This window comes from Serratia sp. 22264 (assembly GCF_052045345.1).
In the GTDB taxonomy this organism is placed as follows: Bacteria; Pseudomonadota; Gammaproteobacteria; order Enterobacterales; family Enterobacteriaceae; genus Serratia; species Serratia plymuthica.
On sequence record NZ_JBQEOY010000001.1, the window covers coordinates 327,691 to 342,976 of the forward strand.

General features: G+C 49.8%; 12 protein-coding genes. 9 read left to right on the plus strand and 3 right to left on the minus strand.

Annotation, left to right across the window (positions count from 1 at the left end; translation table 11 throughout):
- Position 1 precedes the first annotated feature (1 nt).
- From ACTJJ1_RS01585 to gndA, 9 genes are all read left to right on the plus strand, one after another.
- Positions 2-1,378 carry a TolC family outer membrane protein gene (locus ACTJJ1_RS01585; RefSeq protein WP_004942419.1) on the plus strand — a complete coding sequence of 459 codons (1,377 nt, stop codon included), beginning with the start codon at positions 2-4 and terminating at the stop codon, positions 1,376-1,378.
- Positions 1,379-1,624: 246 nt separating this feature from the next.
- Positions 1,625-2,641, plus strand: coding sequence for a UDP-glucose 4-epimerase GalE (gene galE / locus ACTJJ1_RS01590; RefSeq protein WP_004942421.1), 1,017 nt, complete (start codon positions 1,625-1,627; stop codon positions 2,639-2,641).
- Between the two features lie 397 nt (positions 2,642-3,038).
- Positions 3,039-3,572 carry a dTDP-4-dehydrorhamnose 3,5-epimerase gene (gene rfbC / locus ACTJJ1_RS01595; protein ID WP_440832112.1) on the plus strand — a complete coding sequence of 178 codons (534 nt, stop codon included), beginning with the start codon at positions 3,039-3,041 and terminating at the stop codon, positions 3,570-3,572.
- Positions 3,572-4,438 (plus strand): dTDP-4-dehydrorhamnose reductase, encoded by an 867-nt coding sequence (gene rfbD, locus ACTJJ1_RS01600; RefSeq protein ID WP_004942425.1) that lies wholly within the window; start codon positions 3,572-3,574, stop codon positions 4,436-4,438. Before rfbC ends, rfbD begins: the two co-directional genes overlap by 1 nt.
- Before the next feature lie 171 nt (positions 4,439-4,609).
- Complete coding sequence (locus ACTJJ1_RS01605) at positions 4,610-5,452, plus strand: glycosyltransferase family 2 protein (RefSeq protein WP_440832114.1); 843 nt, start codon at positions 4,610-4,612, stop codon at positions 5,450-5,452.
- A gap of 124 nt (positions 5,453-5,576) precedes the next feature.
- Positions 5,577-6,410 carry an ABC transporter permease gene (locus ACTJJ1_RS01610; protein ID WP_062791480.1) on the plus strand — a complete coding sequence of 278 codons (834 nt, stop codon included), beginning with the start codon at positions 5,577-5,579 and terminating at the stop codon, positions 6,408-6,410.
- A complete protein-coding gene (locus ACTJJ1_RS01615) occupies positions 6,400-7,725 on the plus strand; it encodes an ABC transporter ATP-binding protein (RefSeq protein WP_440832117.1) in 1,326 nt (441 codons plus the stop codon). Before ACTJJ1_RS01610 ends, ACTJJ1_RS01615 begins: the two co-directional genes overlap by 11 nt.
- Positions 7,725-11,357 carry a GT99 family glycosyltransferase N-terminal domain-containing protein gene (locus ACTJJ1_RS01620; RefSeq protein WP_440832119.1) on the plus strand — a complete coding sequence of 1,211 codons (3,633 nt, stop codon included), beginning with the start codon at positions 7,725-7,727 and terminating at the stop codon, positions 11,355-11,357. Before ACTJJ1_RS01615 ends, ACTJJ1_RS01620 begins: the two co-directional genes overlap by 1 nt.
- Positions 11,358-11,658: 301 nt before the next feature.
- On the plus strand, positions 11,659-13,065 hold the full coding sequence (gene gndA, locus ACTJJ1_RS01625) for an NADP-dependent phosphogluconate dehydrogenase (protein WP_004942437.1): 1,407 nt from the start codon (positions 11,659-11,661) through the stop codon (positions 13,063-13,065).
- Between the two features lie 114 nt (positions 13,066-13,179).
- Here the strand turns inward: gndA and hisIE are convergent, their stop codons facing one another.
- From hisIE to hisA, 3 genes are read right to left on the minus strand one after another with little or no spacing between them, the layout of a single operon-like run.
- Positions 13,180-13,794: a bifunctional phosphoribosyl-AMP cyclohydrolase/phosphoribosyl-ATP diphosphatase HisIE gene (gene hisIE, locus ACTJJ1_RS01630; protein ID WP_004942439.1), complete on the minus strand. Its 615-nt coding sequence runs from the start codon at positions 13,792-13,794 to the stop codon at positions 13,180-13,182.
- Entirely contained in the window at positions 13,788-14,564 is a 777-nt protein-coding gene (gene hisF / locus ACTJJ1_RS01635) for an imidazole glycerol phosphate synthase subunit HisF (RefSeq protein WP_004942441.1), read from the minus strand. Before hisF ends, hisIE begins: the two co-directional genes overlap by 7 nt.
- Positions 14,546-15,283, minus strand: coding sequence for a 1-(5-phosphoribosyl)-5-[(5-phosphoribosylamino)methylideneamino]imidazole-4-carboxamide isomerase (gene hisA / locus ACTJJ1_RS01640; RefSeq protein WP_004942443.1), 738 nt, complete (start codon positions 15,281-15,283; stop codon positions 14,546-14,548). Before hisA ends, hisF begins: the two co-directional genes overlap by 19 nt.
- Between the last annotated feature and the right edge of the window lie 3 nt (positions 15,284-15,286).

The window sequence follows — 15,286 nt, forward strand, 5'->3', positions numbered from 1 at the left end:
TTTGATTCAATTTAAACGACAGGTTGCTGGCCTTGCTATCAGTACCCTCTTGTTTGCGATATCTGCGCCGGTTCATTCGATAGGGATTCTAGACGCATATTCGCTGGCACTTGAAAAAGATCCGACCTTCCGGGCGGCAATAAAAGAGAAAGAGGCAGGAGACGAAAACGAAAATATCGGCAGGGCGGGGCTGCTGCCGAAGGTATCGGGCAATTACCAGAATTCGCCGAGAAACTGGCAGACGCAAAAATTTCCATCGAGTGACATTTTTGGCAATGTCAGCGAAGTCACCCAGCGCAGGCAGTATCGCAGCTATTCCAGCTCGATTACGCTGACGCAACCGTTATTCGATTACGAGGCTTATGCGCGGTATAAAGCCGGCGTGGCGCAAACGCTGATGTCGGATGAGCGCTATCGCAGCAAGTTTCTGGATTTGGCGGTGCGGGTGATTTCCGCTTACGTGGAGGTGGCTTACTCGAAAGACCAGATCGCGTTGGCCTCCGCGCAGAAAGCGGCTTATAAAGAGCAGTTGGCGTTGAACGATCGTTTAATGGGGGCCGGTGAAGGCACCATTACCGACGTTTCGGAGACCCAGGCCCGTTATAGCCTGGCCGAGGCGCAGGAGATTGAAGCGCGTGATGCGTTGGATGCCGCTCAGCGCGAGCTGGAGGTGATTATTGGTGTTCCGCTCAATCAACTGGATGAGCTGCAAACGTTGCGCCCAGGGAAATTCCAGGTGGCGCCGCTCATCCCTTCCAGGTTTGAGGAATGGCAAAAAATCGCTCTGGAGAATAACCCGACGTTGGCGGCGTCACGCCACGGTGTTGATGCTGCTAAATATGAAGTGGAGAGAAATCGCGCAGGCTTTATGCCTCAGGTGCAGCTTTACGCCTCACATTCGGAAAATGACTCCAGCAGCGATAACACGGTTAATCAAAAGTATCGCACCGACAGCATTGGCGTGCAGGTCAGCGTACCCATCTACGCCGGTGGCGGCGTTTCGGCGTCGACCCGTCAGGCTGCCGCACGCTACGGACAGGCGATGTTTGAAATGGATGCTCAGACGGGCACCACACTGAATGATTTACGCAAGCAGTTCAACTTGTGCATCAGCAGCCGTGCCAAGCTGGCTGCCTACGAGTTGGCGGTCAAGTCGGCGACCACTCAGGTCACGGCTACCCGACAAAGCGTGCTGGCGGGGCAACGTGTCAACGTAGATGTGCTTAACGCGGAGCAACAGTTATACAGCGCGCAAAAGGACTTGGCGTCGGCGAAATATACTTATATCAAGGCTTGGATCACCCTGCTAAGTGATTCAGGTACCCTGGATGAGCATGATGTGAAACGTGTGGCTCAGTACTTTGCCATGACGCGCTAATAAAGCATGAGTTAGCGGGGAAACTTGCTGATGTTTACTCTGAAAGAGCAGTGTTAACTGCTCTTTTTTGCTTTTGGATTCTGGAAGATAGTTGTGTTTTACCTGATGCCCATTCGCCTGTCGGTCCCGAGGATGACATTCAGTCAGGTAGATTTTCCCGTAACGGGATATTTCTGACTGACTTGAAGGTTAGAATGGAGTATAAATTTTTACATTCAGCGCTACGGGAGCGTGTAGGGAGTTGTTATGGCGATTTTAGTCACCGGCGGTGCAGGCTATATTGGATCTCACACCGTGTTGGTTTTATTGGAGCGCGGCGAAGATGTCGTTGTGCTGGATAATCTGTCGAATTCATCAAAGGAGTCGCTGTACCGCGTTGAACAGTTGGCGGGAAAAGCAGCGACTTTCTACCAAGGGGATATCCAAAACGGAGAATGCCTGCGTCGCATTTTTGATGAGCATGACATTTCATCGGTGATTCATTTTGCAGGGCTGAAAGCCGTGGGGGAATCGACCCGCAAACCGCTCGAATATTATCAAAATAATGTTTCCGGTACTTTGGTATTGCTTGAGGAAATGCGTCGTGCGGGGGTACACCAGTTTATTTTTAGCTCTTCCGCAACGGTTTACGGTGCCAATTCCCCTGTTCCTTATGTTGAAACCACGCCGATCGGTGGGACTACCAGCCCTTACGGCACATCGAAACTGATGGTGGAGCAAATTCTGCAAGACTTCGCCAAGGCAGAACCGCAGTTCTCTATTGTTGCCTTGCGCTATTTCAATCCGGTAGGTGCTCACGAATCGGGAACGATTGGCGAAGACCCGAATGGTATACCCAACAATCTGCTGCCTTATATTGCGCAGGTGGCGATAGGTAAATTGGATAAATTGGGGATATTTGGCGGTGATTACCCGACGCAAGATGGCACCGGGGAGCGCGATTATATCCATGTGATGGATTTAGCCGAAGGGCACTTGATGGCGATGGATCATCTGAAGAAAGTTGATGGTTTCAAAGCGTATAATCTGGGCGCTGGGATAGGGCACTCGGTATTGGCCATGGTGAAGGCTTTTGAGAAAGCGTCAGGAGTAAAAATTCCCTACCAAATTTTGCCCCGTCGTGACGGAGACCTGCCGGCGTTCTGGGCGGACGCGAACCTGGCGCGCCAAGAACTGGGTTGGGAAGTAAGCCGTGGCGTTGATGACATGATGCGTGATACCTGGAATTGGCAGAAGAAAAACCCTCAGGGTTATCACCGCTGATGGGGGAAGCAGGTCTGTACTCTCTGTATGGGCCTGCGATCTTTGATAGGTAATGGGGTAAATGTTATTTCATGAAATGTAAGCAGACGCTCCGTTTTATGTACGGCGCAGAACCGAGTTTTTCATAAAACAAAGTAAAAACAATTAGTTGAAAAGTTTTTTTTCGGTTGGGTGAAATCATTGCGCATTTTTTTTACTTTATGATATCGGATGTTTTGGCTAATTGTGCTAGTCTCGCACCCCTTCGCAGACCATATATTATTTGTGTCATACGTACGTGAGTTTGTTTAAGGTTCGTTCAAAAATACCTTAAAATGAAGTGTAGACTCAGTGATAGCGCGTGTTCATAAGCATAATTCGGGGTCTCTGGGTAAAGTTTTTTGTGAGCAGGTTCCTAATGAGAGTAATAGAGACGCAGGTTGCAGGTGTAAAGCTAATAGAACCCAAGGTTTTCGGTGATCACCGCGGTTTTTTCATGGAAACTTTTCAGAAAAATCGTTACCAGGAAGTGTTGGGGATAGATGTCGATTTTGTACAGGACAACCACTCCCGTTCATCACACGGTGTCTTGCGTGGGTTGCATTTCCAAACGGCAAAACCTCAGGGTAAGCTGGTTCGTGTAGTACGCGGTGAAGTCTACGATGTTGTTGTTGATATTCGTCCCGACTCGCCGACGTTCAAGAAATGGGTTGGCGTTTACCTGTCGGAAGAAAACAAAAATCAGCTTTGGGTGCCGCCGGGTCTTGCCCATGGGTTCGTTGTTGTTTCGGAATCTGCTGATTTTGAATATAAGTGTACCGATTACTATGATCCGAGTAATGAGGCTTGCCTGCTTTGGAACGACCCAGAAGTAGGTATCGAATGGCCAATCAGCGAGCCACTGCTGTCCCCGAAAGATTTGCAGGGAAAACTACTCAGAGAGCTTTTTTAATGCGTGTACTTTTGACCGGCGCTGCGGGGCAACTCGGGCGTTGTTTTATCGATCGCCTGCCGGAAGGTTGGGTGCTGATGGCGACCGACAGTCAGCAATTGGATATTACCGATTCAAGCGCCGTATCCAAGGCTGTTGCTGAGTTTAAGCCTGATGCTATTGTCAATGCCGCCGCGTATACAGCAGTAGATAAGGCTGAGTCGGAACCGGAACGTGCCAAAGCGATTAATACCGATGGGCCTGGCTTTTTAGCGGCTGCAGCGGCAATGTTGAATATCCCTTTCGTACACGTATCAACCGATTATGTTTTTGATGGTACTGCGTCAGAACCCTATTGTGAAAATACACCCTGTTCACCAAAAAGCGTTTATGGTCAAACCAAGCTTGATGGTGAGCATGCCGCGCTGAAAGCTAACCCTAAAACCGTCGTGATAAGAACTGCTTGGGTATTCAGTGAATACGGTAACAACTTCGTAAAAACCATGTTGCGAGTGGGGGCACAGCGAGGTGAGCTTGGGGTAGTGAGCGATCAGTATGGTTGCCCAACTTATGCCGGCGATATTGCGGCTGCTGTCGTTGCTATGCTGTCAAAAACGCAAGTGCCTTGTGGCATCTATCACTACTGTGGCGATAGTGCGGTTTCCTGGTTCGATTTTGCGCAAATTATTTTCGAAGAAGCGCAAGTCTGCACTTTGTACCCGCACCAGGTGAAAGTTAATCCTATTGCGAGCCATGAATATCCGACTCCTGCATCACGCCCTGCTTACTCGATTCTCAGTACTGACAAAATCTGCGCTTTGAACCTTAGACCCAGCCCTTGGAAACAACAGCTTAAAACTGTGCTCCGTAAGATTTTATCGCAGTAATGATCTTTCAATTGGATGAGATTAAAGGGGATAATGTTATCCCCTTTGATGTTTTTGTTTATAGGTAAATCACTTGCCCCTCATCTCGATCGGCATTGAGCCTTATGACCACCCAGATAGCATGACTTTTTGTTACTGCAATAGATTATGGGTTGAGGAAGTAGATACAGCATGGCTGTAGAACAAGAAAAATTTCAGGTAGTTGCATCTATCGTTCTCTTTAACCACCGCTATGAGCAAGTGGAGGAGACGCTGACTTCGCTCCTTAACGAACAGTGCGTTGGTACAATTGTCCTGATCAACAACGGTGGGGCAGATTGGGCCGCCAACCTGGGAAATGATCGCATAAGCTACATCCATTCTCCGGAAAACGGCGGCTTCGGGCATGGGCACAACTTGAGCATGAAACGCTATCTCGACCGCTGTGATTATTTTCTGATCTGCAATCCGGATATCAGTTTTAAAGCTGGCGCGTTAGCGCGTTTGCATCATTTTGCCTGCGAAGGCGGGCACCAATTCGTTTCCCCACGCATATGCTATAGCGATGGTCGCTTCCAGCACAGTTGCAGATTGCTGCCAACGCCGGCGAATTTGCTGCTGCGCCGTTTTATACCCCGTGTGGGAGTAAAGCTGGATGTTTCCTACGAATTGCAGGGGGCAAATTATGATGAAACTTTTGCTGTGCCAACCGTATCGGGTTGTTTCATGTTGATAACGTCATCGCTTTTGAAAAAACTTGGCGGTTTCGACGAGCGTTATTTTATGTACCTGGAGGACGTGGATCTCTGCCGTAGAGCCTTGTCACATACTGAGATCATCTACTTTTCAGGCTCGACAATCACGCATGTCTTTGGCAAAGGCTCGTATGAAAGCCTGATCTTGTTGGGCCATCATGTGCGATCGGCAATAGCCTATTTTAACAAGTGGGGATGGTTTTTCGATCGTCAACGCCGCCATTATAACCAACAGTGCTTAAAGAGTATTCCTATGAAAGAAGGCAACCGTAGTCTGTAACATTCAGAGCGAATAGACGTTTAGCTACCGGCATATTTAACGGTATTAAGGTATTGATTATGTATATTTTTACTGGAAACGAGACGATGAAGCGCATCGCCAGGGCAACACAAGGAGAAGGAGAATGAGCAATCCGCATAAAAATCAGCCAGTGTCACCATTATCCTTGTTGCGTAATATATGGAGCTATAAACAGCTAATCCTGCAGATGACCAAACGCGAAGTTGTTGGGCGTTACAAAGGCTCAGCGATGGGCCTTGCGTGGTCATTTTTAAACCCACTGTTCATGCTTATCGTATATACATTTGTTTTTTCAGTGGTTTTCAAGGCTCGTTGGTCTGCTGGCGGAGATGAAAGCCGCACGCAATTCGCCGTTATTCTCTTTGTGGGTATGATTGTCCACGGATTTTTTGCAGAGGTGATTAATCGCGCACCGCAAATTATTTTGGGCAATACCAACTATGTGAAGAAAGTGGTGTTTCCTTTGGAAACCTTACCGGTCATTGGCCTGTGTGCCGCATTGTTTCACACGCTGATAAGCCTGCTGGTTTTACTTGGCGCGTTTTTCCTCTTTAACGGCTATTTGCATTGGACCCTGGTGTTCACTCCGTTGGTTTTCTTGCCTTTGGTCATATTCTGTCTTGGTTTGGCCTGGATTTTGGCCTCGTTGGGCGTATTTATCCGTGATGTTGGTCAAACCACGGTGATTATTACTACCGTGATGATGTTTCTGTCTCCGGTGTTCTTCCCAATCACTGCTTTACCTGAAAAGTACCGAATCTGGATCATGTTGAATCCATTGACATTTATTATTGAGCAAGCGCGTAATATTTTGATCTGGGGCCGTATGCCTAACTGGGGCGGGTTGGCATTGTACACTTTGGCAGCTATGGCCGTTGCGTGGCTGGGCTATGCATTTTTCCAGAGAACAAGAAAAGGGTTTGCCGATGTCCTCTAATGAGATTGCGATTCAGGTTAACGGCTTAAGCAAATGCTACCAGATATACTCTCGCCCACGAGATCGTCTGAAGCAGTTTTTTGCGCCTAAATTACAACGCGCTGCGCGTCGAGAAAGCCGTAGTTACTTCCGCGAGTTTTGGGCGCTCAGAGATGTCTCATTCACTATTAATAGGGGAGAGACGGTAGGCATTATCGGCAGAAATGGTGCGGGTAAATCCACACTGCTCCAGATGATATGTGGGACATTGACCCCGACCTCCGGCGACATTCAGGTAAATGGGCGAATTGCGGCTCTGCTGGAGTTGGGGGCAGGTTTTAACCCCGAGTTTACCGGCCGGGACAATGTGTACCTAAACGGTAGCGTGTTGGGTTTAAGCAAAGCTGAAATCGATCGTAAGTTTCAGAGCATCACCGATTTTGCAGATATCGGTGAGTTTATCGATCAGCCGGTAAAAACCTATTCAAGCGGTATGTATGTCCGTCTGGCTTTTGCGGTGCAGGCCTGTATTGATCCGGAAATCCTGATCGTTGACGAAGCGCTGGCGGTAGGGGATATCGGCTTCCAGTATAAATGTTTCAAAAGAATGGAAGCACTGAAACAACAGGGTACGACCATCATTATGGTGACCCATTCAACCGGCAGTATTTTGGAATATGCCGATCGTTGTCTGGTGATGAGCGATGGTCAATTGGTCGGCGACACAACGGACGTGCTGGCAGCGGTACTGGCCTATGAAAAGGGCATGCTGCTTTCTGAAAAGAGTCAAGATGCCGCACCCTCTCCTTCAGTCAGCTCCTCAACCACTTATGGCGTGGAAGAGCTACGGGCCATGCAGCAAGCGTCGGTCAATGCCGGTGTGGATGAGAAGCGGTTTGGTACTGCGCGCGCTATTATCGAAGCATTTTCGGTCATTAAAGCTGATGGAACGCCGTTGGCTGAGAAACCTTTGGTCAAGTCCGGTGAGGAGCTGTATTTCAACTTCACTCTGGCGGCTTCCGAGGTGATTACTGACGTAGTTTTGGGGATCTCCATCTCTCGCGCTCAAGGAGGCGATATATGGGGGGACAATAATATCGGAGCTGGGCATCCTCTGACATTACAGCCTGGCTCACAAACTTTAAAATATAAAGTTAAACTGCCGATTAATGCAGGTGATTATCTCATTCACTGTGGTTTGGCATGTTTTAACAATGGTGAGCGAGAAGAGCTGGACCAGCGGCGACCTATTGGAAAACTCAAGTTTTGGTCCTCACGAGAACTGGGGGGAGTGATTCATGCACCCATTCAAATTGTTGCCGATGAGGTAAAATAATGATTAGTGTTTTCTTGCCTGCCTACCCATTCAGAGGCGTTAAAGCGCCCTATTTATGGTTCTTTTATCGCGTTTTGACGTCTATTAAAGAACCTGTGCGTTTCATTATGGGTAGTGATTATTTATCGCCTCTTGAATTATGGGAAAAGGAACATCGTTGGGAGCTTGAAGATGACTCGCAAAAACGATTAGGCTTCCGATTGCCGGATCTTAAGGATCTGGAAGATAATCATAAAATCAGCCTAATTGATGAGTCATTTTTTGGTGGCTATATTGGACAATGTTTCAATAATCCTGATGAGCTTTTTAAAAAATTCATTACCGAAGTGATTCCAGAGTTAGAATCTGAGATTCTAGCTGCACTGAATAATGCAGATGACATTGAGTGTATACTGACTTGGTGTAATTGCCCTTCACTAAACTCGGCGGCTCAAAAGAAAAATATCAGAGTAGTCAATCTGGAATTGGGTCCTCTGCGTTCGCCAGAGTATTTGTCGACGGCTTACTTTGATTTTAGCGGAGTAAATGGCAATACCGAAGCGGCTACGCGTTATCATGAGAGTTGCTATAACTTTAATGAAAATACACAGATCAGTGATCTGCGTGATTTCTTTACAAACGGCGTCGAGACTGCGCATGAAGCACATCAACAGACCGATGAACCAGCGTTTGTAGATCAAGATGGAAGTGGGGTTGTAGAAGTACCGGCAGAGCAAGCTGAAGAAAAATTCGATGTAGGTATAGCCCTGCAGGTTGAAAACGATTCGAATATCATCGCTTTCAGCAACTCATTCAATAATCAGTCATTGCTTGATTATGCTGATTCCACCTTTGCCGGCAAAAAGTTGATTCGCAGCCATCCGGGCAGTCGTTTTTCTTTGCAGGAAGGTAAGGATGCTATTGATCACTCAGTAAGTAGCATTGCTTTTATTACCCGTTGTAAGCATATTTTGACGATAAACTCCAGTGTTGGGCTAGAGGCGATGCTGTTGGATGTACCTGTTACCGTCTTGGGCGACTGTTCCTATGCATTTTGTAATGTTATTAATCAGGCAGAAAAGGTAAACCGGCTAGCATTTTATTTGTTCTCGTATCTGGTTCCATTTGAGTTTTTATTTGATGTTGATTATATTCGTTTCCGACTCTCTTCTCCAACAGAGGAAGAGATAATAGTGAAACATGTCAATTATTATATTACCTGTGGTGATGGTATGCGCGATGCTGATATGGAAACAAAGGCATCTTCTATTATTGAAGATGGTAGTGTTGAAAGGAAAATTCGTACTTTAATGAGCACAATTCAAGTCTTGAACTCAGAACTGACGTCAAAAAATGTCAAACTTAATGAGTTGCAAGAAAAAATCGGCATGCTGGAAACATCCATGGGTACGCAGTCTGAGATCATTGTGGACGTCGTTGTTCCTGTTTACGCGGGTTTGGAAGAAACTCAGGAATGCATCGAATCTGCTTTAGCGACTTTGCCTCATTGGGCGCAACTGGTGGTGATCAACGATGCGTCGCCGGAGCCAGAATTGACCCAATGGTTACGCGAACGAGCGCTCACCGCACGCTTGACGCTGCTTGAAAATGAACAAAACTTGGGTTTTGTGGCTACGGTAAACCGTGGCATGAAGCTCAATCCAAAGCGCGATGTCCTGCTTCTTAACAGCGATGTTGAAGTCGCCAACGACTGGCTTGAGCGTATTCGCGAAGCTGCATATTCACGCGGCAGAGTAGGCAGCATTACCCCTTTCTCAAACAATGCGACTATTTGCAGTTTCCCTAATTTCTGTGAAGATAATGAACTCTTTATGGGAATGAACGTGCAGCAATTGGACGATCAATTTTCGACTTACGGCAGCGAAAACAATCTGGTGGAAGTACCAACCGGCGTCGGTTTTTGCATGTACATTCGACGTGATTGCTTGAATGAGGTCGGCTATTTTGACGTTGAAACATTCGGCAGAGGCTATGGCGAGGAAAACGATTGGTGCCAGCGTGCAGCGAAAGCCGGTTGGCCGAATTTCCATCAGCTTAACGTCTTTGTTTATCACAAAGGTGGGGTAAGTTTCGCCGGAGAACAGAACCCGCGCAAGACACGCGCACTGGAACTGCTGAATAATCTTCACCCTAACTACACCAAAGATGTTATGGACTTTATAGCGCAGGACCCTGCGAAGAAAGCCCGTCAGCAGTTGTTATTGCGGATCCTGGCCAAGAAGGATATCAGCAAGGTTCTGCTGGTTTCCCATAAAATGGGTGGGGGAGTGACTCAACATCTGCGTGAGCTGGCTACATTCTATAAAGAAAAGGTCCACTTCCTGCTGTTGACCCCTGAGGTTGAAGGACGCAGTGTCGCCCTTTCGTTAAATACGGATGATGCGGTATACCGTGAGAAGTTCATCATCGATATCGCTCATGGCTATGACACCCTGATCAATCTGTTACGTTTTATCGGTGTTGGGCATATTCATTTCCATCATCTGATCGGTGTGGCCGATAAAATCTTTGATCTGAAAAATAGTCTGTCATGCACCTATGACATTACCATCCATGATTACTATTTTGTTAACGCCAACCCGACACTGACCGATAAGAACGGGTTATTTGCCGGTGATGAAGTTGCCGTCCGCGATCGGGTGTGCAGTGAGCATTATCCTATTCCCGAAGGCCTGTCCGCCGAGCAATGGCGTACAAAATTGGCGCCGTGGCTGGATAGTGCGGAGCGGATCATTTTCCCTTCTGCAGATACCCAAGTCCGTTTCATTCGTGATTTCCCGAACAGTGCGCACAAAAGCGTTATTGCCTGGCACCCCGACTTTGAGGTTGATGCACCTTATCCTGAAGCTAACTCTGCTTATCAGGCGGGGCAAAAGCTTAAGGTATTGGTCCTTGGCGCGATAAGCCGTGAAAAAGGCGCTTTGATGCTGGATGAAGTAGCCAACGACTTGAAGCATGAAGATATCGAATTCCACCTTTTGGGGTATGCTTTCCGCCCTCTGTGTGATGCTGTCAAATGTCATGGCGCTTATTCAAGTCGCGATTTGCAACAGAAGCTGGATGAAATCAAGCCTGATGTGATCTGGTATCCGGCTCAGTGGCCTGAAACCTACAGCTATACGTTAAGCGTCGCTCTTGAACAGGGGATACCGGTTGTGGTGCCTAATATCGGTGCTTTTGGCGAGCGGGTGACCGGACGTCAATACAGTCGCGTGATTGCATGGGATTCCTCTGTTAAGAAAATGTGCGACATGTGGCGGTCTTTACGTAACGATCCTAAGGCTTTCTTTGGCGTCGGCAATGCGGAGGCACTGCTTGATATTGCCAATGCCAGACGTACCGAGGATTTCTATAAGCAAGAATATTTGCAAGAGAGCTGGCTGCGGGAAAGTGAGTTGGGGCGTATTGACTATAAGGCCCTGATTGCCTCGGTTTACTCCTCGGTTTATGTTGAGGTTGTACCTGTCGCTCCGGCTGCACCTCAAGGGCGCAAGGAAAAATTGCTGGCGATACTGTGGAAATTGAGCAAGCATCCTGCCCTGGCGTGGAGCGTCAAATTGGTACCTTATCGCCTGCAACGTTATGTGAAGCGATTTTTATCACGCAGAGCGATTCATGAAATAATTGGTTGATGCGTCCGATCTTTGATGCACTTTTATGTTAGCCGGCGCACTATGCGCCGGCTTTTTTGTTGATGGGCGGATTCTGATTCCTATTTTTCGACTTTAGAGTTCCATCCCGCTCACTTCGGCTCTCTTCTGTCAAGCCTTGTAACAAGGTGTGGGTATGTTTGCTGGGGAATTGTCCCATTGTGTGACCTATCGCACCAATCACTACCCACGTGGAGCCATCCTGAGTTAACATGTTTGCCACATCAAAAACCTGTTGGCCATGGGCCGTTAACAGGTGTCATCCTCAGACAGGAGTTCCTAAATGTCCAAGCAACAAATCGGCGTTGTCGGCATGGCGGTGATGGGCCGCAATCTGGCACTGAACATCGAAAGCCGTGGTTATACCGTTTCCATCTTTAACCGCTCAGGCGACAAAACTGACGAAGTTATTGCTGAGAATCCGGGCAAAAACCTGGCGCCGTTCTACACCGTCGAAGAGTTTGTCGAATCGCTGGAAAAACCACGCCGCATTTTGCTGATGGTGAAGGCGGGTGAAGCGACAGACAAAACCATTGCTTCCCTGACTCCGCACCTGGATAAAGGTGACATTCTGATCGACGGTGGCAACACCTACTATCAGGACACCATCCGTCGTAACCGCGAACTGTCTGATCAAGGCTTCAACTTCATCGGTACCGGCGTTTCCGGTGGTGAAGAGGGTGCGTTGAAAGGGCCTTCAATCATGCCTGGCGGCCAGAAAGAAGCTTATGAGCTGGTGGCGCCAATCCTGAAGAAAATCGCTGCGGTTGCCGAAGGCGAGCCTTGCGTGACCTACATCGGCGCTGACGGTGCCGGCCACTACGTGAAGATGGTGCACAACGGCATCGAATACGGCGACATGCAGCTGATCGCAGAAGCCTATTCCCTGTTGAAACAGGCGCTGAACCTGAACAACGAAGAGCTGGCTGACACCTTCGCCGAGTGGAACAAAGGCGAACTGAACAGCTACCTGATCGACATCACCAAAGACATCTTCACCAAGAAAGACGAAGAAGGTAAATACCTGGTTGATGTGATTCTGGATGAAGCGGCCAACAAAGGCACCGGCAAATGGACCAGCCAGAGCTCTCTGGATCTGGGCGAACCGCTGTCTCTGATCACCGAATCCGTTTTCGCACGTTACCTGTCCTCACTGAAAGACCAACGCGTTGCCGCGTCTAAAGTGCTGACCGGTCCTAAAGCTGCGCCAGTCAGCGGCGACAAAGCTGAATTCATCGAGAAAGTGCGCCGTGCGCTGTACCTGGGCAAAATCGTTTCTTATGCGCAGGGCTTCTCTCAGTTGAAAGCGGCTTCTCAGGAAAATAACTGGGATCTGCACTACGGCGATATCGCCAAGATCTTCCGCGCCGGCTGTATCATCCGCGCTCAGTTCCTGCAGAAAATCACCGACGCTTACGCAGACAATGCCGACATCGCCAACCTGCTGCTGGCGCCATACTTCAAGCAGATCGCTGACGAATATCAGCAAGCGCTGCGTGATGTGGTGTCTTACGCGGTGCAGAACGGCATCCCAACGCCGACCTTCTCTGCCGCCATCGCGTACTACGACAGCTACCGTTCAGCCGTTCTGCCTGCCAACCTGATCCAGGCGCAGCGCGACTACTTCGGTGCCCACACTTACAAACGTATCGACAAAGAAGGCGTATTCCATACCGAATGGATGGAATAATCCCGACGTTTGAAGCATAAAAAAAGCCGCCGGTGTTAAACCCGGCGGCTTTTTTATTTCCCGCTGCACGCGCATAAATCAGGGGCAAATATCTTTACCCCCTGTGAGTCAGGATTATTTCTGGTGCCGCTCGCGCAGCCGGCCAATCACCTTGCTCAAATCCAGATCCTGATCCTGCAGCAGCACCAGCAGGTGATAAATCAGATCTGAGGCCTCGTTGGTCAACTCTTCACGATCGTTCACCGTGGCGGCTAGCGCGGTCTCCACGCCTTCCTCGCCAACTTTCTGCGCAATGCGCTTGGTGCCGCTGGCGTACAGGCTGGCGGTGTAAGAGCTGTCCGGGCTGGCGGTCTTGCGTTCCGCCAACAGTTGCTCCAACTGATACAGAAAACCCCAATCGCTGGCGGCCGGGTGGAAGCAGCTGCTGTTGCCCAGGTGGCAGGTTGGGCCAATCGGGTTGGCCAAAATCAACAGCGTATCGTTGTCGCAATCGGGGGTGATACTGACCACGTTCAGGAAATGGCCGGAGCTTTCGCCCTTGGTCCACAGTCGCTGTTTGGTGCGAGAGAAAAAGGTGACCTTGCCGCTCTGTTCGGTGGTGGCCAGCGCTTCCTGGTTCATATAACCGAGCATCAGCACTTCACCGGACACGGCGTGCTGGACGATAACCGGCAGCAGGCTACCGGTTTTTTCCCAGTCCAGCTGGTTTCTTTGTTGTTCTGTTAACACACGCGAATCTCCACGCCAAGGTCTGCCAGGAACTTTTTCAGTTCGCCGATATTAATGATTTGCTTGTGGAACACCGAAGCGGCCAGTGCGCCGTCGACGTCCGCATCGCGGAAAGCTTCCAGAAAGTGTTCCATGGTACCTGCACCGCCAGAGGCAATCAGCGGCACTTTGCACACCTCTCGCACCCGTCGAAGCTGTTCCAGATCGTAACCGTTGCGCACACCGTCCTGATTCATCATGTTCAGCACAATCTCGCCGGCGCCACGTTTTTGCACTTCCTTAACCCAGTCCAGGGTTTCCCACTCTGTGACGCGGGTGCGGCTTTCGTCGCCGGTGTATTGATTAACGTGATACTTGCCGGTATCGGCTTCGAACCAGGTATCGATCCCTACCACGATGCACTGCACACCAAAGCGATCCGCCAGGCGGCTAATCAACGTCGGGTCGGCAAGCGCCGGTGAGTTAATGGAAATCTTGTCGGCGCCGAAAGAGAGGATCTGGCTGGCATCTTCCAGGCTTTTGATACCGCCGGCGACGCAGAAGGGAATATCGATCACCTCCGCCACGCGCGACACCCAGCTCTTGTCTACCACCCGGCCATCGCTGGAGGCGGTAATATCGTAGAACACCAACTCGTCCGCGCCTTCTTGCGCATAGCGTTGCGCCAACGGCACGATATCGCCGATGATCTCATGGTTGCGGAACTGCACGCCTTTCACTACTTGCCCGTCTTTCACATCCAGACAGGGAATTATCCGTTTTGCCAGCATGCGATAGCCTCCTCAACGCTAAATTTACCTTCCAGCAGGGCGCGGCCTACGATGACGCCCTCAACGCCGCTGCCGCGTAACTGGGCGATATCATCCAGGTTGCCGATACCGCCCGATGCCTGGAAGGCGATCTGCGGATAGCGGCGGCTGATTTCCTGATACAGCGCCACGTTAGAGCCGGCCAATGTGCCGTCACGCGAAATGTCGGTGCACAGCACGTGCTTCAGGCCGTAGGGCAGGAACTGCTCGACCACCTGTTCCAGCGTGGCGTCGGAGTTCTCCTGCCAGCCGCTGATCGCCACGTGCTTGGTCCCTTCGGCGTCGATGCGTACATCCAGCGCCAGCACCAGGGCTTCCGCGCCGTAGCGTTCGAACCAACCCTGCACCAGTTGCGGCTGTTTGACCGCCGTGGAACCGATGACGACCCGGGTCGCGCCCGCCTCGAGCAGGGCCGAGACGTCCTGCTCGGTGCGAATACCGCCGCCGACCTGTACCGGTACGTCAACCCCTGCCAGCAGTTTGCGCAGCAGCGGGATCTGGCGCGCCGCCGGATCCTTGGCGCCGGTCAAGTCGACCAGATGCAAGACTTGCGCGCCCTGTTGTTGATAGTCCTGCAGACGTGAGCGCGGATCGTTGCCGTAGTCGCGCTGCTGACCATAATCGCCCTGATGCAAACGCACCACGTTACCGTCGATCAAATCCAAAGCCGGAATAATCATGCT